At 66.8% G+C, this 24,676-nt stretch carries 24 protein-coding genes and 2 riboswitches; of the genes, 15 read left to right on the forward strand and 9 right to left on the reverse strand.

What is annotated here, in order from left to right; translation table 11 throughout:
- Positions 1 to 548: 548 nt before the first annotated feature.
- The 3 genes from IEY14_RS19565 to IEY14_RS19575 all read right to left on the reverse strand — a co-directional run bounded on the left by IEY14_RS19565 (position 549) and on the right by IEY14_RS19575 (position 6,767).
- Positions 549 to 3,821, reverse strand: a complete 3,273-nt coding sequence (locus tag IEY14_RS19565; RefSeq protein ID WP_188911591.1) for a GAF domain-containing protein — start codon at positions 3,819 to 3,821, stop codon at positions 549 to 551.
- A gap of 115 nt (positions 3,822 to 3,936) precedes the next feature.
- A complete protein-coding gene (locus IEY14_RS19570; protein ID WP_062018339.1) occupies positions 3,937 to 4,314 on the reverse strand; it encodes a response regulator in 378 nt (125 codons plus the stop codon).
- 290 nt (positions 4,315 to 4,604) lie between these two features.
- Positions 4,605 to 6,767, reverse strand: coding sequence for a heavy metal translocating P-type ATPase (locus tag IEY14_RS19575; RefSeq protein WP_188911593.1), 2,163 nt, complete (start codon positions 6,765 to 6,767; stop codon positions 4,605 to 4,607).
- A 68-nt stretch (positions 6,768 to 6,835) separates the two neighbouring features.
- Between IEY14_RS19575 and IEY14_RS19580 the strand changes: the two genes are divergently transcribed.
- From IEY14_RS19580 to IEY14_RS19605, 6 genes are all read left to right on the forward strand, one after another.
- Positions 6,836 to 7,258, forward strand: a complete 423-nt coding sequence (locus IEY14_RS19580) for a MerR family transcriptional regulator (RefSeq protein WP_188911595.1) — start codon at positions 6,836 to 6,838, stop codon at positions 7,256 to 7,258.
- 355 nt (positions 7,259 to 7,613) lie between these two features.
- Positions 7,614 to 7,883, forward strand: coding sequence for a DUF411 domain-containing protein (locus tag IEY14_RS26010; protein WP_051091529.1), 270 nt, complete (start codon positions 7,614 to 7,616; stop codon positions 7,881 to 7,883).
- A 6-nt stretch (positions 7,884 to 7,889) separates the two neighbouring features.
- Positions 7,890 to 8,357, forward strand: a complete 468-nt coding sequence (locus tag IEY14_RS19590; RefSeq protein ID WP_244639599.1) for a hypothetical protein — start codon at positions 7,890 to 7,892, stop codon at positions 8,355 to 8,357.
- 281 nt (positions 8,358 to 8,638) lie between these two features.
- A complete protein-coding gene (locus tag IEY14_RS19595) occupies positions 8,639 to 9,091 on the forward strand; it encodes a DUF305 domain-containing protein (RefSeq protein WP_019996252.1) in 453 nt (150 codons plus the stop codon).
- Positions 9,092 to 9,162: 71 nt separating this feature from the next.
- A complete protein-coding gene (locus IEY14_RS19600) occupies positions 9,163 to 9,675 on the forward strand; it encodes a DUF305 domain-containing protein (RefSeq protein WP_019996253.1) in 513 nt (170 codons plus the stop codon).
- Positions 9,676 to 9,695: 20 nt separating this feature from the next.
- The gene (locus tag IEY14_RS19605; RefSeq protein ID WP_019996254.1) at positions 9,696 to 10,484 is read left to right on the forward strand and encodes a glutaredoxin family protein; all 789 of its coding nucleotides are present in this window, start codon (positions 9,696 to 9,698) and stop codon (positions 10,482 to 10,484) included.
- A gap of 24 nt (positions 10,485 to 10,508) precedes the next feature.
- Here the strand turns inward: IEY14_RS19605 and IEY14_RS26195 are convergent, their stop codons facing one another.
- The 4 genes from IEY14_RS26195 to IEY14_RS19625 all read right to left on the reverse strand — a co-directional run bounded on the left by IEY14_RS26195 (position 10,509) and on the right by IEY14_RS19625 (position 13,190).
- Entirely contained in the window at positions 10,509 to 10,643 is a 135-nt protein-coding gene (locus tag IEY14_RS26195) for a hypothetical protein (RefSeq protein ID WP_280515059.1), read from the reverse strand.
- Between the two features lie 158 nt (positions 10,644 to 10,801).
- Complete coding sequence (locus IEY14_RS19615; RefSeq protein WP_019996256.1) at positions 10,802 to 11,524, reverse strand: LssY C-terminal domain-containing protein; 723 nt, start codon at positions 11,522 to 11,524, stop codon at positions 10,802 to 10,804.
- A 277-nt stretch (positions 11,525 to 11,801) separates the two neighbouring features.
- On the reverse strand, positions 11,802 to 12,233 hold the full coding sequence (gene crcB, locus IEY14_RS19620) for a fluoride efflux transporter CrcB (RefSeq protein ID WP_062236508.1): 432 nt from the start codon (positions 12,231 to 12,233) through the stop codon (positions 11,802 to 11,804).
- Between the two features lie 57 nt (positions 12,234 to 12,290).
- A riboswitch (Fluoride riboswitch) is annotated at positions 12,291 to 12,354 on the reverse strand.
- A 32-nt stretch (positions 12,355 to 12,386) separates the two neighbouring features.
- Positions 12,387 to 13,190 carry a substrate-binding domain-containing protein gene (locus IEY14_RS19625; RefSeq protein ID WP_019996258.1) on the reverse strand — a complete coding sequence of 268 codons (804 nt, stop codon included), beginning with the start codon at positions 13,188 to 13,190 and terminating at the stop codon, positions 12,387 to 12,389.
- Between the two features lie 188 nt (positions 13,191 to 13,378).
- Here IEY14_RS19625 and IEY14_RS19630 point away from each other — a divergent pair, with 188 nt between their 5' ends.
- The 5 genes from IEY14_RS19630 to IEY14_RS19650 are packed head-to-tail and all read left to right on the forward strand — an operon-like array spanning position 13,379 to position 16,706.
- Positions 13,379 to 13,795, forward strand: a complete 417-nt coding sequence (locus IEY14_RS19630; protein ID WP_019996259.1) for a nuclear transport factor 2-like protein — start codon at positions 13,379 to 13,381, stop codon at positions 13,793 to 13,795.
- A gap of 21 nt (positions 13,796 to 13,816) precedes the next feature.
- A complete protein-coding gene (locus IEY14_RS19635; RefSeq protein ID WP_019996260.1) occupies positions 13,817 to 14,332 on the forward strand; it encodes an RNA polymerase sigma factor in 516 nt (171 codons plus the stop codon).
- A complete protein-coding gene (locus IEY14_RS19640) occupies positions 14,329 to 15,141 on the forward strand; it encodes an anti-sigma factor family protein (protein WP_019996261.1) in 813 nt (270 codons plus the stop codon). The genes IEY14_RS19635 and IEY14_RS19640 overlap by 4 nt, the downstream gene beginning before the upstream one ends.
- A gap of 9 nt (positions 15,142 to 15,150) precedes the next feature.
- The gene (locus IEY14_RS19645; RefSeq protein ID WP_019996262.1) at positions 15,151 to 16,050 is read left to right on the forward strand and encodes a LysR substrate-binding domain-containing protein; all 900 of its coding nucleotides are present in this window, start codon (positions 15,151 to 15,153) and stop codon (positions 16,048 to 16,050) included.
- A gap of 35 nt (positions 16,051 to 16,085) precedes the next feature.
- Positions 16,086 to 16,706 carry a uracil-DNA glycosylase gene (locus IEY14_RS19650; RefSeq protein WP_119541073.1) on the forward strand — a complete coding sequence of 207 codons (621 nt, stop codon included), beginning with the start codon at positions 16,086 to 16,088 and terminating at the stop codon, positions 16,704 to 16,706.
- Positions 16,707 to 16,809: 103 nt separating this feature from the next.
- On the opposite strand, the gene IEY14_RS19655 is transcribed toward IEY14_RS19650, so the two are convergent.
- Complete coding sequence (locus IEY14_RS19655) at positions 16,810 to 17,961, reverse strand: TDT family transporter (protein WP_019996264.1); 1,152 nt, start codon at positions 17,959 to 17,961, stop codon at positions 16,810 to 16,812.
- A gap of 170 nt (positions 17,962 to 18,131) precedes the next feature.
- On the opposite strand from IEY14_RS19655, the gene IEY14_RS19660 reads away from it, so the two are divergent.
- Complete coding sequence (locus tag IEY14_RS19660; protein ID WP_019996265.1) at positions 18,132 to 18,596, forward strand: DUF305 domain-containing protein; 465 nt, start codon at positions 18,132 to 18,134, stop codon at positions 18,594 to 18,596.
- Positions 18,593 to 19,975: a YncE family protein gene (locus tag IEY14_RS19665; protein ID WP_019996266.1), complete on the forward strand. Its 1,383-nt coding sequence runs from the start codon at positions 18,593 to 18,595 to the stop codon at positions 19,973 to 19,975. Before IEY14_RS19660 ends, IEY14_RS19665 begins: the two co-directional genes overlap by 4 nt.
- 325 nt (positions 19,976 to 20,300) lie before the next feature.
- Here IEY14_RS19665 and IEY14_RS19670 read toward each other — a convergent pair whose 3' ends face one another.
- Entirely contained in the window at positions 20,301 to 21,392 is a 1,092-nt protein-coding gene (locus tag IEY14_RS19670; protein WP_026358493.1) for a molybdopterin-dependent oxidoreductase, read from the reverse strand.
- 224 nt (positions 21,393 to 21,616) lie between these two features.
- Positions 21,617 to 21,691, forward strand: a riboswitch (Fluoride riboswitch).
- Between the two features lie 86 nt (positions 21,692 to 21,777).
- Between IEY14_RS19670 and IEY14_RS19675 the strand changes: the two genes are divergently transcribed.
- Together IEY14_RS19675 and IEY14_RS19680 are read left to right on the forward strand one after the other, a co-directional pair.
- On the forward strand, positions 21,778 to 23,622 hold the full coding sequence (locus tag IEY14_RS19675; protein ID WP_019996269.1) for a DUF190 domain-containing protein: 1,845 nt from the start codon (positions 21,778 to 21,780) through the stop codon (positions 23,620 to 23,622).
- Between the two features lie 44 nt (positions 23,623 to 23,666).
- Positions 23,667 to 24,104: an EamA family transporter gene (locus IEY14_RS19680; RefSeq protein WP_019996270.1), complete on the forward strand. Its 438-nt coding sequence runs from the start codon at positions 23,667 to 23,669 to the stop codon at positions 24,102 to 24,104.
- Positions 24,105 to 24,676: the final 572 nt, after the last annotated feature.

The following is a 24,676-nucleotide window of genomic DNA, read 5'->3' on the forward strand; positions in this document are numbered from 1 at the left end:
TACCGTATCTACTCCACCATACCCAAAAGCGGACATAGCTTCGCTTCAGCTCACGATCCTGCCCGCCGCTGTTTTTGATCAGTTTCTCGCCGTACCATTGGCTGTGCGCTTCGCTGCATCGCCCGGACCGTCATCTGTATCCGTCACGACATCGAGCCGTCGCAGTAATTCGGCGAGCTGGTCAGGCATCGCCGTGTCGACACGGTGAACCGTGCAGTGACGCATGACCTCGCGAACCTTGGATTGGATGGCGGGAGCCGGAACGGCTCGAACGGGTTGGCGCATATCGAACTCCTACGCCGCCCCAGTACCAGACCGCGCTTCTGTTGTGTGGTATCGATGTCTCGAAGCGCAAGCTGAGTGTGGTCCGCTCATACCCCATGTGGGTGCGGATGGCCGGAGAATGGTGGGACGGTGCCGTGCATCGATCGACCCGCCGCCCCGACAGCTTGCGTCACATCTGTCAAGCCACGATGTGGGGGGCGAGGCAATCCAATGTAAGGGGCCGTGGTCCTGATGCCTTTTGGCGTCGGTACCAACGCGCGCTTTCATGCCGTGTCGTCGGCCTGCAATTCTCCGAGCGGAGCCGTGAGCCTGCACCGCAAGCCGCCCGCCGCGTACTCGATCTGCGATGTGCCTGTTGCCGATCCAGACAGACCCATCTCAATCAGCCGGGTTCCAAAGCTTCTCCGCGTCGGGGCCACGACCGGCGGCCCGCCGACCTCACACCATTCTATCGAGAGTTGCGGTTCGCCCGACGGCTCGTCGTTGTTGAGGTCCCAGCGGATATCAACATGGCCATCATCGACCGACAGGGCACCGTACTTGCCGGCGTTGGTCGCCAACTCGTGGATCACCAGCGACAAGGAAAGCGCTGCCTTCTCCCCGATCAGAACGTCCGGTCCTGCAAGGCGGATGCGTTCGCCCGCATCGTGCAGTGACGTTGCCGCCGACACGATGGCCCGAACCATGCCGGCGTCGCGCTGCCCTGCCAGAATGATATCGTGCGCTCGCGACAGAGCCTGGATGCGGTCTGCCAGTGTTTTGCGGGCCGTGGCGACGTCGGGCGAGACGCGCAGAGTCTGCCCGACGATGGACGACATGACGGCGATCGTGTTCTTCATGCGGTGCGACAGCTCGCGGTTCAGAACCATCTGACGCGCTTCGGCTTGGTGCCTCGCGACAGAGAGCTGCGTGCGACCAGCGGCATCACGCAGGAATGCCGTGTCCTCATCGGTCCAGTCCCGCAACCCGGCGAAGTGGACGATGGCGATACCCACCAAGCGACCACGCTCCATGATCGGAAGGTTGACGAGTGAACGAATGCCGAGCGCCTCCAACGCCTCCGCGCCACGACCCTTCGTTCGCGGATCGGTTCGCACGTCGCGTACGACGACGGTCGCGCCTCGCGTCAGGTCCTCGACGTAGGAGCCGAAGGTGCGGAAGCTGTGCTTGCCTTCAATGCTCGCCACATCCGGTGCGCACCAGTCCACGTCGATCGTGACGGTCTCACGGTCCGGGTCGACGACGCCGAAGCACACCCGTGACGCCTCGAAGATTTCGCCGATGATCTCGGACGAGGCACGCGTTGAAGCGGCGATGTCGACCGCATCGCGTAGGTGATCGCCCAGTTGCAGGAGGGCGCTGCGGCGCAGTTCCGAGCGCACGCGATCCGTGACCTCCATAAAGATCACCGTGAAGCGATCGGCGCCGGCCGGCTGAGCGACGCCATCGTACCAGCGGTCCAGCGTGCCGACGCGGCGCGTGAAGCGGATCGCCAGACCCGTCTCGACAACGCCGGCGAACTCGTTGATCCACTCGTCCTCAACGTCAGGGATGGCCTCGCGTACGGTGCGGCCGATCACGCTCGCCGGGTCGATGCCGATTAGATCTCCCCAAGCCCGGTTGACCTCCTCGTAACGCCAGTCCACGACACGGCCGATCTCGTCGCGAATGACCCGGCCCAGAAGGAACCCTTCCTGAAGGTTCTCGAACAGGCCCCGCCACTTCGCTTCGCTGTCCAGAAGCGCCTGCTCGGCCGCCTTGCGGGCCGTGATGTCGCGGACGAGTCCCGTGAAGCGCGCCGGCTTGCCGTTCTCGTCCAGTTCCACCTCGGCTTTGCGTAAGATCCAGCGGACCTCGCCTGTATCGGCGCGCCGAATGCGGTATTCGACATCGACGGACGCTTCGCCCGACCGGCGACTTGCCGCATGCGAAACAAGATGTTGGTCCTCCGGCAGGATCAGCGCCTCGAAGTCTCGAGGATCGCGCGTGGCCTGGTGCTCCATGCCGAAGATGCGCGAGAACTCCGGCGTACCCTCCAGGCGGTTCGCCACGATATCCACTGTGAACGGCCCGACACCGCCAACTGCCTGGGCATGGAGAAGCTGCCGCTCCAGTTCGCGCAACCGCAGGCCGTCGAGGTGCTGGTCGGTGCGGTCGCGCACGATCTTGATGAAGCCAAGATGCTCGCCGTCGTCGCCCATCAGCGGCATCATGTTGCCGCTGGCGTAGAAGCGTGAGCCGTCCTTGCGCAGGTGCCACCGCTCGTCCACCGCCGAGCCCTCTCGCAGAGACGTCGACATCTCGAAGCCGACACGGTCGATGGCGCGGTCCTCCGGCGTGAAGAAGCGCTCGGCGTCCTGCCCGCGGATTTCGTCCGCCGACCAGCCGAAGATCCGCTCGGCGCCCGTGTTCCACTCGGTGATCACACCTGCCTTGTCCGTGACAACGACACCGAACTCGGTGACGCTCTCGAATGTCTGGCGGTAGCGCGTCTCAGCCTGCTTGAGGGCGCGCCGCGTGCGCACTTCGGCGACGTCGCCGAAGGCGGACGCCACCAGCCCGGCCAGCATCTGCGTCATGACCACATCACGGGGCGCGAAGGCATCGGGTCGTCCCGACTGGACCTTGAGCGCGCCGATCGGCTCGCCGCGGCGCGTGACCGGGACGACGATCATGGAGCGGATCCCCAGGCCGACGGCTCGGGAATGGTCCATGGTCGGGTCGATCAGGGTGTCAGGACAGTAGAGCGGTCGTTCCGTGCGCACCGCTTCCCCGGACAGGGTCTCCCCCATCGGCAGGCGCACGCCCTTGTACTGCGCGGACGTTCCCGACACCGTGTCGTAGACGAGATCGCCGCCGTCGCGCAGTTCCACCACCGTCCCGTCGGCGGCATCGACAACCCGCAACGCCCCGTCGGTGATGGCCTGGAACACGACCGAGAGGTCGGCCGCCGCACTCGCAACCGCCTGCTGGGTCGCGATCAGGGCTTCCAGGCGTGCCGCCTCGGCCAGCGCCACCTGCCGGTCCGCTTCGCGCCGCTCCACCGCTCGCCGAAGGTCGAGTTGCGCCATGACCTGATTGGCCAGAGCCCGCAGGGCCGTGCGCTGGGGTTCCGTCAGGCCCCCCGGACGCGGAGCCTTGTCGATGACGCAAAGCGTCCCGAGCGTCTGGCCCTCGGCGGTCCGCAGCGGTGCGCCGGCATAGAAGCGGATGAACGGCTCGCTCGTCACCAACGGATTTGCCGCGGTGCGCGGATCACGCGTCAGATCCTCGATCTCAAGGATGTCGGCTTGCCCGAGCGCGTGCCGGCAGACCGAGGAGTCGAGGTCGGTCTGGGTCGGCTCGAATCCCTGCCGTGCCTTGAACCACTGGCGGTCGCGGTCGACCAGGCTGACGAGGGCGACGGGCGTGTTGCAGAGCTGCGTGGCTAGGGTCACGACGTCGTCGAAGCCCGCTTCGGGAGGCGTATCCAGAATGCGGTATTCTTGCAGCGTCCGAAGACGCGCTTCACCTGAAGGGGACGCCTGTTCCGTCACCGGTCATCCCTTTGCATGATCAACCCTGTGGTCGGCCCTTGAAGTTTCCCGAGGCCGCCCAACTCCTAACCAATTCGGCGGTGCTCGAACAGGGCCGCAACAGGTCAGATGGGTTTCAGCGTGTCGCGGGTATCGTTAGATGAGCGATGGCCTTGAGGATCTGCTTTTCAGCAAAGGGTTTGCCGATGAAGCCAAGCGGCCCCCACTCAAGGGCGAGTGCCCGGGTCTCGTCGTCCACGTGACCGCTGACGAACAAAGAGGTCAGATCATACGTCTCACGCAGGCGCTTGGCGGTCTCAATGCCGCTCGACCCTCCGGCCAAGTCGACGTCCATGACAGCCAGGTCGAGTTTGGGATGGGCATGCGCGTGACTCAAAGCTTCCCGCATGCTGCGCGCCATGGCGACAACATCATGCCCGGCGTCCTCTAAGATGCCTTGCAGCTCGAGGGCGATCAATGCCTCGTCCTCGACGATCAGAATGCGAAGGGGCATGAGGCTAGGATTCCCGCGGCAAAGGCTCGGCGCCTCCTCCCGCGGAGAATGGGAACGCGTCACGCTAGGGAAAGACCGCGGGGTTGCCGGAAGTTCCTGGATGCATGGGAAAGGTCCGCGCTTGAGCACAACCCGTCCAATATCGGACTAATCGGTTTCCGGCTTGGGTCGCCGATTGGCGCCTTGAAAGCGGTCCATCCGCTATCGACCCTTCCAAGACGTCCACGAGCCGATGGAGACGGCTCGAAAGCGGTCATGGCCGCGGGTCATCAGTTGACCGAGCTTCGAAGTTACCGCGGCTTCCAGCCGAGCAGCCGCATGGCGTTGGCGGTGACGAGGACGGTCGCGCCCGTGTCGGCGAGGATCGCCGGCCACAGGCCCGTGATGCCGAGGACGGTGGTCACGAGGAACACCGCCTTGAGGCCGAGCGCGATCGTGATGTTCGCGCGGATGTTGCCCATGGTCGCCTTCGACAGCGCGATCATGTCGGGAACGTCGCGGACACGCCCGTGCAGCACCGCCGCGTCCGCTGTCTCCAGCGCTACGTCCGTCCCCCCGCCCATGGCGATGCCGATGTCGGCCGCCGCCAGCGCCGGGGCGTCGTTGATGCCGTCGCCGACCTTCGCGACCTTGAACCCCTCGGATTGGAGTTCGCGCACGATGCGCTGCTTGTCCTGCGGCAGAAGTTCCGCCCGCGCCTCGATGCCGAGGCCGGCCGCGACGGCCTCGGCCGTCGTGCGGTTGTCGCCCGTCAGCATGACGGCGCGGATGCCGTCCGCCTTCATGGCCGCGAGGGCATCGCATGCGTCGGGCCGTGCCTCGTCGCGCATGGCGATGTAGCCCGCGACGCCGTTCCGGGCGAGGAGGACCGATACGGTCTTGCCCTCGGCGTTCAGAGCCGCGATCGCGGCCCCCTGCTCGTCGCCAAGAGACACGCGGCGCCCGGCGGCCTGGGGCGAGCCGAGGAACACGGGTTCACCGCCGACCTTGCCCTCGACACCCTCACCGGGAACGGCGTTCGCGTCGAACGCGGGAGGCACCGGGGCCTTGTCGGTCTTGGCGCGGTCGAGGATGGCGAGGGCGAGCGGGTGGCTCGACCCCTTCTCCAGCGCCGCTGCGAGCGACAGGACGTCCCGCACCGGACGGCCGACCGCGACGATGTCGGTGACGACGGGCTTGCCCGCGGTCAGCGTGCCGGTCTTGTCGAAGGCGACGGCCGTTATCCTGCCGAGCGTCTCCAGCACCACGCCGCCCTTCATGAGAAGGCCACGCCGGGCGCCCGCCGACAGGCCGGCCGCGATGGCGGCGGGCGTCGAGATGACGAGCGCGCAGGGGCAGCCGATCAGGAGGATGGCGAGGCTTTTGTAGATCCACTCGTTCCAGTCCGCTCCAAGCAGAAGGGGCGGCCCTCCGGCGACGAGCAACCCGACCACGAGGACGGCGGGCGTGTAGACCTTCGAGAAGCGGTCGATGAAGCGCTCGGTCGGCGACTTCCGCTCCTGTGCCTCCTCCACGAGGCGGACGACGCGCGCGATCGTGTTGTCGGCGGCAGCCGCCGTGACGCGCACCCGGAGGACAGAGCCGGCGTTGACGGTGCCGGCGAACACCGGGTCGCCGACAGCCTTGCGTCTGGGCACGCTCTCGCCGGTCACCGGGGCCTCGTCGACCTCGCCCGATCCCTCGATGATCGAGCCGTCGGCGGGGATGCGGTCCCCGGGTCGCACCAGGATGGTCGCGCCGACCGCCAGGCTCTCAGCAGGCACCTCGGTGGTCTGGCCGTCCTTCTCAACGAGTGCCGTCTTCGGAACGAGGGAAGACAGGCCCTGGATGCTTGCCCGAGCGCGGCTGGCCGCCAGCCCCTCTAGCATCTCCCCGACGAGGAATAGGAGCACGACGGTCGCCGCTTCCTCCTCGGCGCCGATGAAGACGGCGCCGATGGCGGCGATCGACATCAGCATCTCGATCGAGAACGGGGTGCCGAACCGGGCGGCCGTGATCGCTCGCCAAGCGACGGGGACAAGACCGACGGCGAGCGCGGCGAGGAAGGCGGGACGCTCCAGCGACGGTGCGAGGTGGCCGAGGATGTAAGCCGCGAGCAAAGCCGCACCGCAGGCCGCCGTCAGCCGGGCCTTCTTCATTCGCCACCACGGCCGGCCCGCCTCGGCGGGGTCATCGTGCGTGTGGCCGGCATGGTCATGGTCGGCTTGCCCGGCTGTCGCCATGCCAGCACCGCCCGCGTTCTCGACACCGTAGCCGAGGTTCCGAACCTGCCGCGTCACCGCGGCGACGTCGAAGCCGTCCGCGTGGCGGACCTTCACCGCGCCTGTGGACACGGACACAGCAACGTCCTCGACGCCCGGCAGCCGTCGGATTGCGGTATCCACCTTGTTGCCGCAGGCTGCGCAGTCCATGCCCGTGACCCTGAAGCGGCTCTCGTTCGCCACCGTGCTCATGGCGCTCTCCTTGCGTGCGTGTCGGGGAAGGCCTACTTCCTCTAGCGGCTAGAGGAGCAAGCGGAAAAATGACGGCAGGCGTTCCGATCGGCGAGGCGTCGCGGGCGAGCGGCATCAAGGTGCCGACGATCCGCTACTACGAACAGATCGGCCTCCTGCCCTCGCCGCCGAGGACCGAGGGCAACCGACGCCTTTACGACGCGGGCGACCTGCGTCGGCTTCGCTTCATCCGCCATGCCCGTGAACTCGGCTTCGAGATCGAGCCGATCCGCGAACTCCTAGCGCTGGCCGGGGAGCCGGACCGCCCCTGCGAGAGCGCCGACAGGATCGCCGCGGCCCACCTTACCGACATCGATCACAAGATCGCCCGGCTCACGGCACTAAGGGTGGAGGTCGCCCGGATGACGGACTGTTCGAACCGTTCGGTGGCGGAGTGCCGTGTGATCGAGGTCCTTGGCGACCACGGCCAGTGCGGTTCGGAGCATCGCTGAGGCATTGGACGAACTTCGAGGAACGTCCGCTTAGCCGACGGCACGACCTGAAGCGGACCGGCAGGAAACCACCCGAGTGCGTCACGGAAGGGTTCATTACGCGGAACTAGATCCGGCGCCCGCGACATGCTGAGGGTGTGCTACATTAATTGACACGTATACACCGACCCCGACCGACCCAAGCTCGCCGTTCGACGGGGTTCACTAGAAACCCGAAAGCGGCCGTTCCGCAGTCTGAGTTACTAAACCCCGATCGCCACGCCCCCAGCGCACCGAAGGGCACGACCAGCCACGGCGGCGCCTTCCAGATTGTGAGCAGAACGAAGCACGTCGGGGCGAGAGCAAACGAGATGACATGGCAAGGCAGAAGCGCCTGCTCGGCGTCTTGGAGGCGGTCGAATCCTGCCACACGGCCAGGATCGGCGGCTACGTGATTGAAGGGCACGTGCCCATGGATGGCGTCGACAGGCTCATGTCGACAGGCCGAGGGTTGCGGGCATCGCGGCACCGGGCATGCCAGCGGGATCGCCCGGCATGGCAAGACCCGAAGGCCCGGTCCGACGTCCTGTCGTTCGGAGACGTGTCGACCGCCCCCGGGGTCTTCTACCGCGCTGGACGGGAGTGAGACCCGATGGCCCCACCGGAGACACGCATACGGCCACTCCTGGGTCGTCGTTCCTCGCACCTCGTGCCGATCGAATGGAACTCCTTCCGCCGCCGCCTGTTCTCGACGGATCGGAAGTCGGAACGTCCCATGCTCGGCGCATGCCTGCGTAGTCTCGTCGTCATCCTGTCCCTGGTTGCGGTCGCCGCGTTCGCCGGGCACGGAACGGCGACGGCCGGCGTGAGCGTCCACGACCATCCGGCCGCCGATTGCGCGCCGAGTCCGTCGACGCATGCCCATGGCGGGGCACACAAGCCCGACGGCGACACGTCTGGCATGTCCTGCTGCGGGAAGTCCTGCACCAGCCTCCTGCCGTTCCCGGCGCCGCCCGGCTTCGTCCGCGTGGCCCTCGAGGCCGATCCCGCCCCAACCTTGTACCAGGACGGCAAGGGCATCCTGCCGCCCGGCCCGAAGCGTCCCCCAAAGACCGCCTGAGCCGTCTCGAGAGGCCCGACCGACCGTGCCGAGCCCTCGCGGCCGCGAGGCGGTCCGAGTCCGATGGCGTCGCTCACCGTCCCCGTCCGACGACGGTCGCCGCGGCGTCGGCGACCGGATCGGCACGAATCCCCATCCATGACGACGCATGCCGTCGGCGGGGCCGGAGCACCCGGTCCGCCGTCACTGAGCGAACAAGCAACGGCGTCGCCGCGCTCCCGCGGCCGCACGCTGACATCCAGCAAAAGGTCCCGAGGGACCCCATCCATAGGAACGAACCAATGCGCAAGATCACGATCCTGTCCGCCGCTCTTCTCGCCGCCGCCGTCTCCCACGCTTCCGCGCAGGACCAGCACGGCATGGCGGCGTCGTCGGAGCAGGTGACGCTCCCCGCCGCCTGCGAGGCCGCCGCCGGGTCCATGGACATGTCCAAGATGATGGGCGGCATGGAGGGCATGATGTCCGGCGGCCAGATGGACGAGGTCCAGAAGGGCAACATGGACGCGATGATGAAGATGCACGGCCCCATGATGAAGGCGGCCATGATCAAGGACCCAGACCTCGCGTTCAACTGCGGGATGATCGCCCATCACCAGGGTGCGATCGCCATGTCCGAGGTCGAGCTCAAGACGGGCAAGGACGAGAAGTCCAAGGAGATGGCCCGGATGATCATCGACGCGCAGAAGAAGGAAATCGAGGAGATGACCGCCCGCGTCGAGGCGCTCGCGAAGTAAGCGGCGGACCCGTGCCCCGGGGGCGGCCGCCTCCGGGGCATCTCGACACACCAACGAACGGAGCAGGAGCTATGGGTTACGGACGGTTCGCCGCGATGATCGCGACCTCGACGGTCGTGATGTTCGGCTTGATGTACCTAAACACATACGCGCTCGACCACGTCTTCTACAGCCAGACGCGGACGTGGATGGCCGTGGTGATGGGTGCCGTGATGGCACTGATCATGATCGGCTTCATGTGGGGGATGTACCCCAGGAAGGGTACCAACGCGGCCATCGTCGCGGCCGGCGTCGTCGTCTTCGCCGGGGCCCTGTGGCTCGTGCGCAGCCAGGAGACCGTCCACGACGTCGCCTACATGAAGGCGATGATCCCCCACCACTCCATCGCGATCATGACGAGCGAGCGCGCACACATTCGCGACCCGCGGGTCCGCGAGCTCGCCGACGGCATCGTGGAGGCGCAGGTCCGCGAGATCGGGGAGATGGAGCGCCTCATCGCCGACCTCGAGGCCAACCCGCCCGCCGACGGCGCACCGGACCTGCCGCCGCGGATGCCCGAGGCCGCCATCGCGGCCGGCAATTGAGCGAAGGAAAGGACGCCGACATGTCCACGACGATTGCAGACGGCAGCACGGCTCCCTCAAGCGCGGTGAAGGCCAAGCGGGCGACCATCTACCGGATGGTCATGCCCAAACACATCTGCCCCTGGGGCCTGCGCGCCGTCGACCTCCTCAAGCGCGAGGGCTTCGAGGTCGACGACCGCTGGCTGACGACCCGCGACGAGACCGACGCCTTCAAGGCAGAGCACCACGTGGAGACGACGCCCCAGACGTTCGTGGACGGGAAGCGGGTCGGCGGGTACGACGACCTCCGGCGCTTCCTCGGCAAGTCCGTCGCCGACCCCAAGGCCGTCACCTACAAGCCCGTTATCGCCATCTTCGCCATGGCCGCCCTGATGGCGATGGCGGTGACCTGGGCGCTTCTCGAAACCCTGCTGACGGTGCGAACCGTCGAGTGGTTCGTCTCGATCGCGATGTGCCTCCTGGCTGTGCAGAAGCTGCGGGACGTGGAGGGCTTCGCCACGATGTTCCTTGGCTACGATCTCCTGGCCCAGCGCTGGGTCCGCTACGCCTACCTCTACCCCTTCGGCGAGGCGCTGGCGGGCGTGCTGATGCTGGCAGGCGCCGCGATGTGGCTGTCCGTCCCGGTCGCGCTGTTCATCGGCACGGTCGGAGCCATCTCGGTCTTCAAGGCTGTCTACGTCCAGAAGCGCGAACTGAAGTGCGCGTGCGTCGGCGGGGACTCCAACGTGCCCCTCGGCTTCGTGTCCCTCACCGAGAACCTCATGATGGTCGGGATGGCGGTTTGGATGGCTGCCCGCATGTTCGCGTGACGGGGAAGCCGGATCGTCGTCGGTTCAGCGCGTCCGCAGGACTGCCTCCGTGCCGGCGACGGTGTCGCCGCCGTTCGGGAACGCCTCGACGGAGGTGATCGTGCCGAGGCCCAGCACGACGGCCCCCACCGTGGCGCGGAAGAGGTTGTTCGGCGTCACGAAGAATGCCTCGCCATCAAAGATACAGACGATCGGGTAGGCGTCGGCCTGCGGCCCATCTGCTTCCGGCCCGTTCGCGCCGTAGGTACCTCTCATAAATCCGCTCCCTAGCGGACGATACGATTCCTAGGCGCACTTTGCCAAAGCGTTGCACGTCCTCAGTTGGTGGCGGCGTTCCACAACGCGTTCTTGAGGTCGATGAGCGGCGGGTTGGGCAGGACGGGAGGCGGCTGGCGTCCCGCCACCCCCGGAGGCGCCAGGATGGAGAAGCGGATCTCGCCGTCCGTGTAGTAGCGGTCCCCTTCGCCATTGCGACCGTTCAAGGTCAAGCCGACGCCCGTCACCTCGTAGACCTCCGCAACACGCCCGGTCCTGGCAAGATCGGCCGCCAACTCGTCACGCATCGCATCGACGTCCGGAGAGATGGCATGGGTCACGGCACCCGTGTAATGGCTGAACCCGACGCCGACATCGAACGAGGCGGATCCGAGCCAGACAGGTCGGCCCTCCGCCCCGGCTGACAGGACATTCCAGAAACGCACATGCTGGCGCCGGTCTGCGCTCAGTCCGACCGCCTTCTCGAAGGCGAGGTCCTGTTGTCGCCTTTGGTAGAACAGCGGACTTACGGGCGCATCGCGATAAGCGCGGTCGAGAACCACGCTACCGACGATCTCGATGCTGGTGCGAAGCGTCACGGGATCGGCCGGCGTCCAACCTGCGGCTGCCATGGCCGTCACGAGTTCGCTCCGGGATCCGACGACGCCGACGTTGAGAGGATCGCCCGACAGCCCGTCCGCCGTACGCGTCACCATCTCCAAGCCGTTCAGCGCGGTCTGATGCTCGTAGTGGCGCAGCGCGAACGGCAGGACGAGATACGCCATGCAGGCCCACGCGACGGCACTTCCGCCGACGGCAAGCGCTAGGCGTCGCAGGACCATGCGCCCTCGTCGAACGATACGGCACCCTGGGTGCTGCTTCGGCCCGTCCGGTCGACCACATTCCACACCCGAAATCGACCGACCGGGTGCCATCCCTTTCGCACGATCGGCACTACGAAACGAGCCTCCTGTAGCAGACCATCAGCCATCGACCCTTCGGAGACAACACGCGTGTTTCTGTAACTTCCCTCAACAGGACAGCGCCGGTCGCCGCACAAGGCTACGCATCCTCCTCGATGTCGATCTGCGCGATACGCTGGGCGCTGTCGTTGTAGCGTGAAGCCACGAAGTGACCAACGGCAACGGCCGCCACGCACAGGACCACCGACAGGGCAACGTTCAGCATGGCGCGGGGGACGGCACCGGCCCGCAGGAGATCGAGCGTCTGAAGGCTGAACGAGGAGAAGGTGGTGAAGCCACCGCAGAGGCCGATCATCACGAACAGACGAAGGTTCTCCGAAGCCGGGAAACGGCCCGAAGCGAGCGTGAGCGTCCCGAACAGGCCGATCGCGAAGGAGCCCGCGATGTTGATGAGGATCGTGCCCCAGGGCAGGTCGCGGCTGATCGGCAGGGCGACAACCGAGATGGCGTAGCGCAGGAACGTGCCGAGCGCACCGCCCAGCATGACGATGACGCAACTGGTGAAGGACATGCGGGTCTCCTATCGACATGGGTTCGCATGCTCGGAGAAATCCAAGCATGCGCCGCGGTTTCGATAGGAGTCATCAGCCCGACGCGGGCGGTTGTGGGGGAACCCCATCCCCGTAGCGATGAGACGGTAACGCGCTCTCGCGAGGTTGGGAAGTCACCGCTCCCACCCTTCCGTGCGCATCAAAGCCTGCGCCTCCGGTGTGACCAGGAATTCGGCGAACTCCTTCGCCTGCGGATCGGCGTCCGGAGCGACCGCAATGTTCAGGTCGCGCCAGATGCGGCGGTCCGTCTCGATCGGCACGGCGTCGAGCACGTCGGCCTTCGTCACCGTCCAGTCCGGCCACGTGATCCAGGCGTCCGCATCGAGATCCCCGAACGCCTTGAAGCTGGCGCCAGAGCCGGTGGAGAAGCTGACGATGTTGCGGCGGAAGCGCTCGATGTCCGACAGCCTGCCGAGACGGCCCGCCACGTCCTCCCAGGTTCCGGTGCCCGACGTGTTGGCGACGCCCGACCCTTCCGTGACGACAATCCGCATGCCGTCCTTCAGGAGGTCCTCGAAGCCCTGGATCCCCTTCGGATTGCCTTTCTTCACCGCGATCACGGTGGGACGGACGTAGATCGGCTGAACTTGGGTCGACGAGAAGGTCTTGTAGGTCTGGAGGAAGGCCGTCATCGACTGCTCGGACGTGCCCCAGATGATGTCGGCATCACCCTGGGCCTTCTTCGACCACGTGCCCTCCGGGCCGGCGGTGATCTCGACCTTGTTCCCGGTCTGCCGCATCCAAAGGTCGGCGACCTTCTGGAACGCCGTGTTGGGTCCGCCCGCACCGTAGAGGCGAACGACGCCGTCCTTCGGCTCGTGCCGGATGGTGGGATCGAACAGTTCGGTGTCGGCGGCCTGCGCGAAAGCGCATGCGGCAAGCACGGCGCCGGCAGCAAGAAGTGGAAGGCGGAACATCGGAACTCCTGGCGGTTTGCGTCGGGTGGTGGGTGCCCCAAAGACCGGGCGGTTCAAGAAAGGGACGCTGCCCGCCGGAGTTTATTCCGCGAGACGCACCCGAGATTTTTGCCAATCGCACGGGAATAAGGGATCGTCGGCAGCGTCTCGGCATGGTCAGCAATCTCCGACGTCGAGGACGAACACCCATGAAGACCCTTCTCGCCACCGCGGCCATGGCCGTGATCACGGCAACCGCAGCCCATGCCGGCCCTGCCGCCGACATGGCGCAGGCCCGCATCGCATCGATCGCCAAGGGGGACACCGCCGCAGTCGCAGGCGCCTACGGTGACGGCGCGACCCTTCATTGGGTAGGCGGCCCGCTCGACGGCACCTACAAGGGTTCCGAGATCAAGGCGGTCTGGGAGAAGTTCGCCAAGGCCCAGCCGAACCTGACCGCGAACGTCATGGGCGTCTCGGAGGCGATGAACCCGAAGGGTGCGACCGTCACCGCGAACGTCGTGTTCGCGGGCAAGGACAAGATTCCCGTGCGCTACGTCATGCTGTTCCGCGACGGCAAGCTTGCCGACGAGATCTGGCAGGTCGACCCGGCGCTCGCGAAGTAAGGCCGGGAAGCGAGGGCCGCCATGAGCGAGGATGAGATCGCACGGTTGGTGGAACCGCTGATCCCGGGGCTGCGGCGCTATGCCTACGCCCTAGTGCGGGACGCCACAGCCGCCGACGATCTCGTCCAGGACTGTTTGGAGCGCGTCGTCGGGCGCTGGCACCTGCGCCGCCCCGACGGCGACCTGCGCGCCTGGATCTACGCCATCCTGCGCAACCTTCACCTGTCGGCTCTGCGCCAGGGCCGCCGGCGCGGCGAGCACGTCGGGCTCGACGACATGGCCGAGCCGCCCGGAGTCGATGGCGGCCAGTTGGGCAAGGCCGAGTTCCGCGACGTCCTCGCCGGCCTAGAGACGCTCAGCGAGGAGCACCGCACGGTGCTTCTTCTCGTCGGCGTCGAAGACCTGAGCTACGAGGAGACCGCCAAGGTCACGGGACTGCCGATCGGAACCGTGATGTCGCGCCTGTCGCGTGCCCGGGAGCGCTTGCGCTCTTATCTCGACCATGGCGCGAGGCCGAACCTCAGGAGGGTCAAGTGAACCCGATCGATCTTCCCGTCGGCGAGGACGACCTCCAGGCCTATCTCGACGGGCGTCTCGGTGCCGAACGCGTCGAAGCGGTGGAACGCTATCTCGTGGACCACCCTGCGATCGCCGCCGACCTGGAGCGGGATCGCAGGCTGCTCGCCGAGTTGCGCGACCGCCTTGGGCCCAAGGCCGCCGAACCCATCCCGGCTCGCCTTCGCATCTCCAGCATCCGCGCCGGGGTGCGCCGTCGCCGGCTGCTTCATCTACGGTCGGTCGCGGCCGTCTGCGCCTGGCTCGCACTCGGCGGGCTCGGGGGCTGGATGGCGAACGGCATCCTCGGCGCCCCGAACGCCGAACCCGTCCGCACCGCCCGCATGGCGGACGACGCGATCGCGGCCTACCGCACCTTCGTGGTCGAGGTCGTCCATCCCGTCGAGGTCAGGGCCGACGAGGGAGCCCATCTCGTGGGCTGGCTGTCGAAGCGGCTGCGAACGCCGATCACCGTCCCAGACCTTACCCGGCTCGGCTACCGCCTGATGGGCGGCCGCCTTCTGCCGGGTCGTTCCGGTCCGGCCGCGATGCTGATGTACGACGATGACGCGGGCACGCGGCTGACGCTGTACGTCAAGACGGATGAGACGGAGGAGACGTCGTTCCAGTTCGTCGAGGAGGACGGCGTATCCGCCTTCCTGTGGCGCGACCGCGGCCTTGGCTATGTCGTGACGGCCGCGACAGCCCGCGAGGCGTTGATGCCGGTCGCCCGGCTCGTCTACGACGAACTGGAGCGACCGCCGGAGCCCAAGCCCGCGAACCAGCTTTGAGGAGCGCCCGTGACGCTGGAACAGCTTCGCATCTTCGTCGCGGTCGCCGAGCGCCAACACGTGACCGAGGCGGCGCGGTCGTTGAACCTCACGCAGTCGGCCACGAGCTCGGCGCTGGCCGCGCTGGAGAGCCGTCACGGCGTCCGTCTGTTCGACCGGGTCGGGCGCGGCATCGAGTTGACCGAGGCGGGACGGTTGTTCCTCCCGGAAGCGCGCTCGGTCCTCGCACGGGCCGCGGAGGCGGCCAAGGCACTCGACGATCTGACCGACCTTCGGCGCGGGCATGTCGCGCTGGCAGCCAGCCAGACGGTCGCCAACCACTGGCTTCCACCTCGCATGCGGCACTTCCGCGAACGCCATCCCGGCATCACCCTCTCCCTGCGGATCGCCAACACACTGGAGGTCAGCGAGGCGGTGGCCGCCGGGGATGCCGATCTCGGCTTCGTCGAGGACGAACTGCGCGATCCGCGTCTGCGCACGACCCGTGTCGCCGACGACCGGCTCGTTCTCGTCGCATCCCCAGGTGCTGAATCGCCCAAGGGCGCCCCGCCACGCGTCCCGGAGCTTGCAGGGGTGAGATGGGTCATGCGCGAGCCCGGATCCGGCACGCGTAGCATTCTGGAAGACGCGCTGCGGGGCGCGGGCATCGATCCCGCCGCATTGTCGGTCGATCTCGAACTCCCGTCCAACGAGGCCGTGCGATCAGCCATCGAGGCCGGCGGCGTCGTGGGCGTCCTGCCGCTCGCAGTGGCTCAGCCGGGACTGCGGAGCCGGACGCTGATCGAGATCGCCTTTGCGCTTCCCGCTCGCGGCTTCCATGCGGTGGAGATGAAGGAGCGCAGCCTCAGCCGAGCGGCATCGGCGTTCCTGCACGAGCTTCGAAACGACCATCCGGGTCCGGGCGCGTGACAGGCAACCAGAAGACGGGGCTGGATCGTCTCGTCATGCACATGGCCGCATCGGCCGGGATGCCGACCCTCTTCAATCCCTACGCCGACACGGACCCGGCGGTCGATGTTCCGGATGCCGCTTCGATCCGCTGCCGCAACCTTCGGCGATACCTCCATGCGTTTGCCGGACGGGACGGCATCGACCTATGGCTCGGTGAAGCGCCTTCGAGGTTCGGAGCCCGGCGCACGGGCGTGCCCTTCACGGGCGAAGGCCGACTGGTCGACCTCTCCTCGCGCCTTGCCATCGCACCGTTCGAGATCGCCACGACGGCCGACGCCTCCGCCGCACCGCCGTCCGGCACCTCGCGCCAGATCTGGGATGCACTGCCGGAACGGCTGCCCCTGTTCTGGAACGCGGTGATGCACCACCCGCACCGGACGGGGATACCCGTGCGCAACCGAACGCCGTCCCGGTCCGAGATCACTAGGTCTCGGGACACACTGGCGCTTCTCGTCGAAGCCATCCGACCCCGTCGCATCCTCGCCATCGGTCGAGTGGCGGAAGGCGCGAGCGAAGGGTTCGGCGTACCGGTCACCTACGTCCGCCATCCCGCCCAGGGCGGTGCGGCAAAGTTCCAGGCTGGCGCGGCTGCGTTTCGTTCTGAAGGGTCGTGACGACAGTCGGTTCTTGGCTGTGTCGGGAAGGACGCTCGCCAGCCCCGCCCGCATTCCTTCAGGGCGGGTTCCGAGGGCATGATCGGGTCAGCACAAAGGTGGATCAGCCGGCCTTGAGGCAGGGAGCGACGAAGAGGTCGCCGCGCCACGCGCCCCGGACCGTGCGCACCGCCACGATCGACCAAACCACGGCCAGAAGTGCGACCAGCGCCACGCCGAAGCCGTGGATCGCGGGAATGGGCAGGATGGTGCCGAGCTTCAGCGTCGTCACGGCGTAGACGCCGATCGGGAACGTGTAACCCCACCAGCCTAGATTGAACGGCAGGCCTTCCCTGACGTAGCGGACCGTGACCAGCGTCGCGATGGCGAGCCACCACAGGCCGTAGCCCCAGAGAAGCAGGCCGCCGACGAGGCCAACGCCCTCCATCGTCGCCCCGAAGCGGTCCAGCCCGTTGGCGGCGAGGATCGCGGGGGCGGCTCCGCCCAGCGTCATCAGGCCAAGCGCGCCGGTGCCGATGGGGCCGAGCGCCAGCCAACTCGACGAGGCCATGGATGCGTGCGGCAGCTTATGGACGGCGAGCCGCAGAACGAGCACGACGAGGACGCTCATCGCGATCGGTACCGACAGGGCCCAGAGCGCGTAGGACAGCGTGAGGACGAGGAGCTGGCTCTGCGGGTCGGCGAGATGGGGTGCAAGCAGCCCGCCCGACACCGCGGCGACCTCGGCCGCCACCATCGGCAGAAGCCAGACCGCGGTCATCTGGTCGATCGAGTGGCTTTGGCGCGTGAACATCATGTAGGGGATCGCGATCCCGCAGGCCGCCGCCATTGCGACGTCGATCCACCAGAGCGTCTCGGCGATCCCGACCGCGGCGGAGCCGAAGCGCGGTAGTCCGAAGACGAGGAAACCGTTGATGATGGTGGCGAGCCCCATCGGAATGCAGCCGAAGAACATCGACACGACGGAATGGCCGAAGATGCGCTTGGCCCCGTCGAAGAAGAAGATCCAGCGGGCGGCGTAGAGCGCGGTGAACAGGGCGAAGAGCCCGATGTTCAGCATCCACAGCCCTTCCCCGATCGCATGGAGGACCGGGACCGCGGTCCCGAACTGCGCGAGCGCGATGGCCAGGATGCCCGTCCCCATGGTGGCGGCGAACCAGTTCGGGGTGAACTGGCGCACCACCTCGCGGGGGCTGTCGAGGCGCGACAGCGGGTGGAGGCCGAGCGAGACGGCACGCATCTGTTCGAAGGTCATGGGCGGAGGTCCTTTTTCTGCTCAGACCATGCGCGGCGGCGACGGATTCATCCAACGCGTTGTTCCGGTCTTTCCGATCGGTTGCATCGATCGGTTGCTTCCAGCGTCGGACCGGCAGCGGCGGACGCGCTCTCGGCTCCGCGTCGCGGAAAAAAGTCGCGACGTCGGGAATGAAAGCGTTCGCCGAGCGTCTTCCCTTCCAGCCCGTGCTCGGAGGAAACGCCAGCCCCATGTTGAAGACGCTCCTCCTCGCCCTCGCCTTCGCCGGGATGTCATTGACTTCGGCCGAAGCGCAGGACGCTCGTGCCCATCAGCATGCGACGATGGCACCAGCCTCGCCCGACGGCTCGCCCTATGCGCAAGCGACCGCGGCGGCGATGGAGACGATGCACGCAGGCATGATGTCGGCGCCGGTGACCGGCGACCCCGATCATGACTTCCTGTCCCAGATGATCCCGCATCATCAGGGTGCGATCGACATGGCGAAGGCTGTCCTCGGATCGACCGAGGACCCGGCGATCCGCAACCTCGCCCAGTCCATCATCACCGAACAGACCTACGAGATCACGCTGATGCGCTCGATGCTTGCCGCATCAGCCGACACCGCGAAACCCGTTCCGGAGACGACCCCATGACCCGCACCGCCATCCTCGCCGCCGCGCTCGTCGTCTCGACATCGGCCTTCGCGCTGCCTGCCGCCTCCGATCGCGTCTATACCGCCGACCAGAACTCCAACACGGTGTCTGTCATCGACCCCGTCGGGAACACGTTGCTCGGCCAGATCCGCCTCGGCAATCCACGCCCGGACGTTCTGAGCCCGCTCTACAAGGGCGAGGTCAACGTCCACGGCCTCGGGTTCTCGCCGGACCACAAGACGCTCGTCGTCGTCTCGACCGTCACGAACTCCGTCACCTTCATCGATACGGCGACCAACGCGGTGAAGGGCACGACCTATGTCGGGCGCAACCCGCACGAGGCCTTCTTCACGCCGGACGGCGCGCAAGTCTGGGCGACGGTGCGCGGGGAGGACTACCTCTCGGTGATCGATGCCGCGACCTTCAAGGAAACAGGTCGCATCCCGACGACGAGCGGTCCGGGCATGACGAAGTTCTCCCGCGACGGCAAGTTCGCCTTCGTCGCGAACTCGTTCAATCCGGTGCTGGAGGTCTTCGACGTCGCGAGCCACGCGCTCGTCAAGCGCATTCCTGTCGTCTCGCCCTTCGTGCCCTTCGTGCAGGTCAGCCCCGACGGCAGCGACGTCTGGCTGACGCACAAGGACGTCGGCAAGGTCACGCGCGTCGATGCTAGGACGCTCGAGGTGAAGGAGGTCATCGACAGCGGGCCGATCTCCAACCATCTCGGCTTCGGCACGGTAAACGGGGAGACGCTGGTCTATGTCACGATCGGCGGCGAGAACGTCGTGAAGGTCTACAAGCCCGGAGAGAAGACAGAACTCGTCGCAACCATTCCGGTGGGCGCCCTGCCCCACGGCATCTGGGGATCCGACGACGGCAGCCGTATCTTCGTCGGGCTCGAGAATGACGATCGGGTCGATGTGATCGACACGGCCGAGCAGAAGGTCGTCGCCGAGATCCCGATCGGACAGGCCCCGCAGGCGCTCGTCTTCGTGCCGGGCGCGGTCCCGGATGGTGCGGGCACCGAGAACCTTGTGCCGCTGAAGGCGGGTCCGGAGAACCTAACGCTTTCGCTGAAGGCGCCTGAGGGGGCCACTGGCTCCGGGATGGTCGTGTCGCGCAATCTCGGGCTCGTCGACGCGATCGATGTCAGCGTCGCCAAGCTGAAGCCGATGACGGAGTACGGCGTCTTCTTCGAAGGACAGGACGAGCCCGTCGTGGTGCTGAAGACCAACGACAAGGGAGCCGGCATGGCCTCCAGCATCGGCCCGGTGCGCACGCTTGCCGTCCCGGGGGAGCCGACGGCGGGGGAGGAGCCGCGGCTGGTCGTGGTCGAGGGTCTGAAAGCCACCGCCGCCCCGGTCCTCAGCAGCCGCTAGAAGGGTGGACCAGCATTGCATCGCTAGCGAAGCGTCATCCACAGGACGACGCAGACCGCCAGCAACGAACCTGCGATGAGAAGCCATGTCAGACCCGAGCCTACGGTCGATCGGGACGCGCCTCTGGCTGCGGCCTTCCGATCTTCAATTTGGGCTAGCTCCTTCATCTCGAGCCCCTCCGGATCTTCCCAGCCGTCTGGTTTGCTCATGACAGTTCCCCTCATCATACGGTCCGCAGGTCTCCAACCCACCGCATCTCGGTCGGCGCTTTTCTCTGCCCAAGCCAACCGGATGCGTTGAGTTGTAATTGTCAGAGCCCGAGAGCTTAGCCGACGCTGACCGAGACGCGATGCCATGAATTGGCGAGGTAGCCCTTCCAGTTCCAGATCCTCGCGATGTCCTCGGGTTGCGAACCGCCGACCTCGTCGAAGGAACGGACGGCGAGCTGGTGCTGACCGGCCGGCAGGTCGAGGACAACGGACCAGAAGACCCACGCCCATTGAGTATCGGCCCGCTTGTCGATGGCGGCCTCGTGCCAGTTCTCGCCACCGTCGTAGGAGACCTCGACCTTCGCGACGCCATTTTGCGTCCCGATCGCGTAACCCTCGATTGTCGTCGTTCCCGGCCTCAATGTTGCCCCGGCCGCCGGCATGCAGATCGCGGAATTCAGCGGCATGTCGTTGATGACGACGTTCGGGTCCTTGTCGGCCGTCTCCTTCGTCGTCGTCGGGGGAAAGAGCCGATACTCCTTGCGCTGGATCGGGGTATCGGCCTCTTCGTCCTGCACCATGATGGAGGCCAACCATTTGGGGCTGCGCGTTCCCGCATAGCCGGGTACCACGACGCGTAGGGGAAAGCCGTGCTCGGCCATCAACGGCTCGCCGTTCATGGCCCATGCGAGGAGCACGTCCGGCGTCATCGCCTTCTCGAGCGGGATCGAAACGCCGTAGTCGAAGCGGTCATCCTTCATGACCACCTCGTCGTGAGCGGAGAAGGCGACGTGCAACCCGCTACCGTCTTCGACGCCGGCAGCGCTCAGGACGTCGGCAAGTGAAACGCCTGTCCACTCCGCATTGCCGATCGCTCCGGGACCCCAGAGATCACCCTCGACATACCCGACGTCGACCATGTCGGCCCGGCGGTTGCCGGCGCACTGCATGACGGCCATCACCTTGCGCTCGGGAAAGCGTGACTTGAGATCCGAGAGCGACAGCTCGATGGGCGCTCTCACCTTGCCGCCGATCGTCAGCCTGTAGCCCGCCTCCTCGATCGTCGGCACGGTGCCGTGGTCGCGGATATAGAACTCGGCCTGGGGCGTGACGAAGGCGGACCGGAGCTTGGCGATCGGCGTCTCGGCGTTCAGGGGAAGCTTGCTGTGGACGAGCAAGTCGCTGGAAGGCTCGGAGGGTGCCGCCATGGTCGCCGACGCCGAAGCGGCGGAAGCGGGCCATGTCGTACGAGCCACTGCGATGGAACTTGCCCCCTGGAGCACGGCGCGTCTTGTGAGCATGGTGACATCTCCGAGGGCGCAGGAAACTGCGTCAGGAGAGAGCAACATTCCCTTCGCCTACCAGTTCCCCGTTGGCGTATCTCGCGACGCACGAGGCCCGCGTTGACAATGCTCGCGGCGATCACGTAGACGTCATGAACGGCAATGGATTCTGCCGGGCCTCGCGCCGAACCGCTCCCCGATGGGCTGATGACTCCTACTCCACCCGCAACACACGCGGGCGAGTAGTCATGTCCGGCCCGTGTTTCCCGACACTCCGTCTGATCGCTCCGCCCTCATCCGGAGCCAGACCATGCCGCCCAACGCCCTCGCCAACCGAACCCTACAGGCGTTCGCTCTCGCCCGATGGGTGCTCTTCGTCCTGCCGATGGCGGCCGCCGTCGGTTCGGCCTGCGCCTTGTTCCTGTGGGCGCTCGACGTCGCGACGCGCACGCGCTTCGACAACCCGGTGCTCCTCTACTGGCTGCCCGTCGGCGGTCTTGCGGTCGGCCTCGTCTACCACTGGTTCGGCCGCTCGGCCGAGAGCGGCAACAACCTGATCGTCGAGCAGATCCACGAGCCCGGCGCGGGCGTGCCCTTGCGCATGGCGCCGCTGATCCTTGTCTCGACGGTCGCCACGCACCTGTTCGGCGGCTCTGCCGGACGCGAGGGCACGGCGGTCCAGCTCGGCGGGAGCTTGGCCTCCGGCTTCGGCAAAGCTTTGCGCCTCGAGTTGGGCGAGGTTCGCCTCCTGCTCATGGCCGGCATCGCGGCGGGCTTCGGTGCGGTGTTCGGCACCCCCATCGCCGGGGCGGTGTTCGCGCTCGAGGTGCTGACCGTCGGTCGCATCCAGTACGAGGCGCTGGTGCCCTGTCTCGTCGCGGCAGTGGTCGGAGATTGGGTCTGCCTCCAATGGGGGATCGAGCACACCCACTTCCTGATCGGGTTCGGTGCCGACGGGCCAGGGTTCCGGCTCGATATCCTCTTGTTCGCCCAAGTTGCGATCGCGGGCGTCGCGTTCGGGCTCGTCAGCCAGTTCTTCGCCGAAAGCCTTCACGCCGTGCAGGGGCTGGTGAAGCGCGTCGTGCCGTTCGCGCCGCTGCGCCCTGTCCTCGGCGGTCTTGTCCTGATCGCGCTGGTCCATGCGCTCGGCACCCGCGAGTATCTCGGCCTAGGGGTCTGGTCGCCGAACCCGGCCGACGTGACGATCTCCGGCTTCTTCGATCCCGCCCGTTCCGATGCGTGGGCCTGGGCCTGGAAGCTTCTGTTCACGGTCGTCACGCTCGGCTGCGGGTTCAAGGGCGGCGAGGTCACACCCCTGTTCTTCATCGGCGCCGGCCTCGGGGCATCGATCGGCCACACGATCGGTGCGCCGGTCGACCTCTTCGCCGGGATCGGCTTTGTCGCCGTATTCGCAGGCGCCTCCAACACGCCGATCGCCTGTACCATCATGGGCATCGAACTCTTCGGCGCCGACAACGCCGTCTACATCGCGACCGGATGCTTCCTCGCCTACGTCTTCAGCGGCCATTCAGGCATCTACCTGTCCCAGCGCGTCGGGGTGCCGAAGCTCGACCACGGCTTCGTGCCCCCCGACGTGTCGCTGCGCGAGGTGCGCGCCCTGCCGCGTCCCCGCCCGAACGTGTCGCTGCCCCGCCGACGCGCCCGTCCGGGTGTCGTCGTTCCGATCGTCTCTTATGCCACCGAAGGAACCACCATGACCGACACCCACTACCTCATCCCGAGCGACGTCGGGATGCTGCGCATCTACCTGAGGCCACGCGACAAGGCGCCGGGATCGGGGCGCTTCGCCTCCTGGGGCGCCAAGCCGCTCTATCGTGAACTCGTGCTCCTGGCGAAGAAGGCGGGCATCGTGAACGCGGTCGCCCACCACACGCACTACGGCTTCAGCAACCACGGCCCCGTGCAGCCCGAGGGTAGCGAGACGCCGAACCCCGAGCTGACGATGTGCGTCGAGCTGGTCGGCCATCGGCCGGACCTCGAGGCGTTCTGCCGACATCACGGCGCGCTGCTGCGCGACAAGGTGATCGTGTTCAAGCATATCGAGCGCTGGACGGTCGGGGCGGGCGACGGCGCGCTCGAGGAGAAGACGCCGGCCCCCGAGACCGACGACGTAGCCGTCGCCCGCGTCGGATAGCGTGTTCCGCAACGAAGTCCCCGTCTCAAAAGAGGAGTCACATCATGAAACTCGCTCTTGCCTCCTGGCAGTTCTGGGCACTGTGTTCGGCGGGGTTCGCCGCCCTGACCGCGATTCTCGCCAAAGTCGGCGTCGCCAACATCGATTCCGATTTCGCGACGCTGATCCGCACCGTGGTGATCCTGTTCGTTCTTGCCGGCATCCTGGCCGTTACCGGGCGTCTGCAATGGCCGGGGGCGGTGTCGGGACGGACCTACCTGTTCCTGGTCCTTTCCGGGCTGGCCACGGGCGGCTCGTGGCTCTGCTACTTCCGCGCCCTGAAGATGGGCGATGCGGCCCGCGTCGCACCGATCGACAAGCTGAGTGTCGTTCTGGTGGCGATCCTCGGCGCACTGTTCCTCGGCGAACGGCTATCTGGCCCGAACTGGTTGGGCGTCGGGCTCATCGCGGCGGGGGCCGTGCTGGTCGCGTACCACGGGTGATGCTTCCGTTGCTGCAATTGAGTTGATGTCAGGTAGTCGACCGACACTCCCTTAAATTGGGCAGGAAGCTTTTTACTCAGATGCGTCACTGAGAGGTACGTTACGCTGACTAAAATCCGGCGTCCGCGTCATACTGATGGTGTGCGACATTAACCGGACCGCTTGTCAACAATTTGCGGCGTAGAAGGACGTTGCACGGACGACCGGCAGATGCCCCCTGGCGAAGCCGACGCAGGACTCAGAGCACCGGAGCGGCCGGCACGGCTGCGGGAGTTCTCGGCTGCGAGACCGGTTCTCGGGGTAGCCGCAGGAGCGCCGCCGCAGACAGGCGCGGGACCGACTGCCCCCGGCGAGCAGGCAATAGTCCCGTGAGGGGCCTCCCCCGTCCCGCCGGCCCCTAGGCGGGGCGCTGCCCGGCACGAGGGCGGCGGGGACCGCGAGGACGTGCCCGAGGCCGTCTGAAGAGGCCGGAGCGTTCTGGAGGCTTCTGTGCGAGCCGCCAGAACGACGAAGTGAGGTTGGGCGGCACATTCCTACCCCTTGAAACTTCCGTCGCTCTTAAGGGCCTTCCT

It is taken from the genome of Aureimonas endophytica, from assembly GCF_014642635.1.
Classification (GTDB): domain Bacteria; phylum Pseudomonadota; class Alphaproteobacteria; order Rhizobiales; family Rhizobiaceae; genus Plantimonas; species Plantimonas endophytica.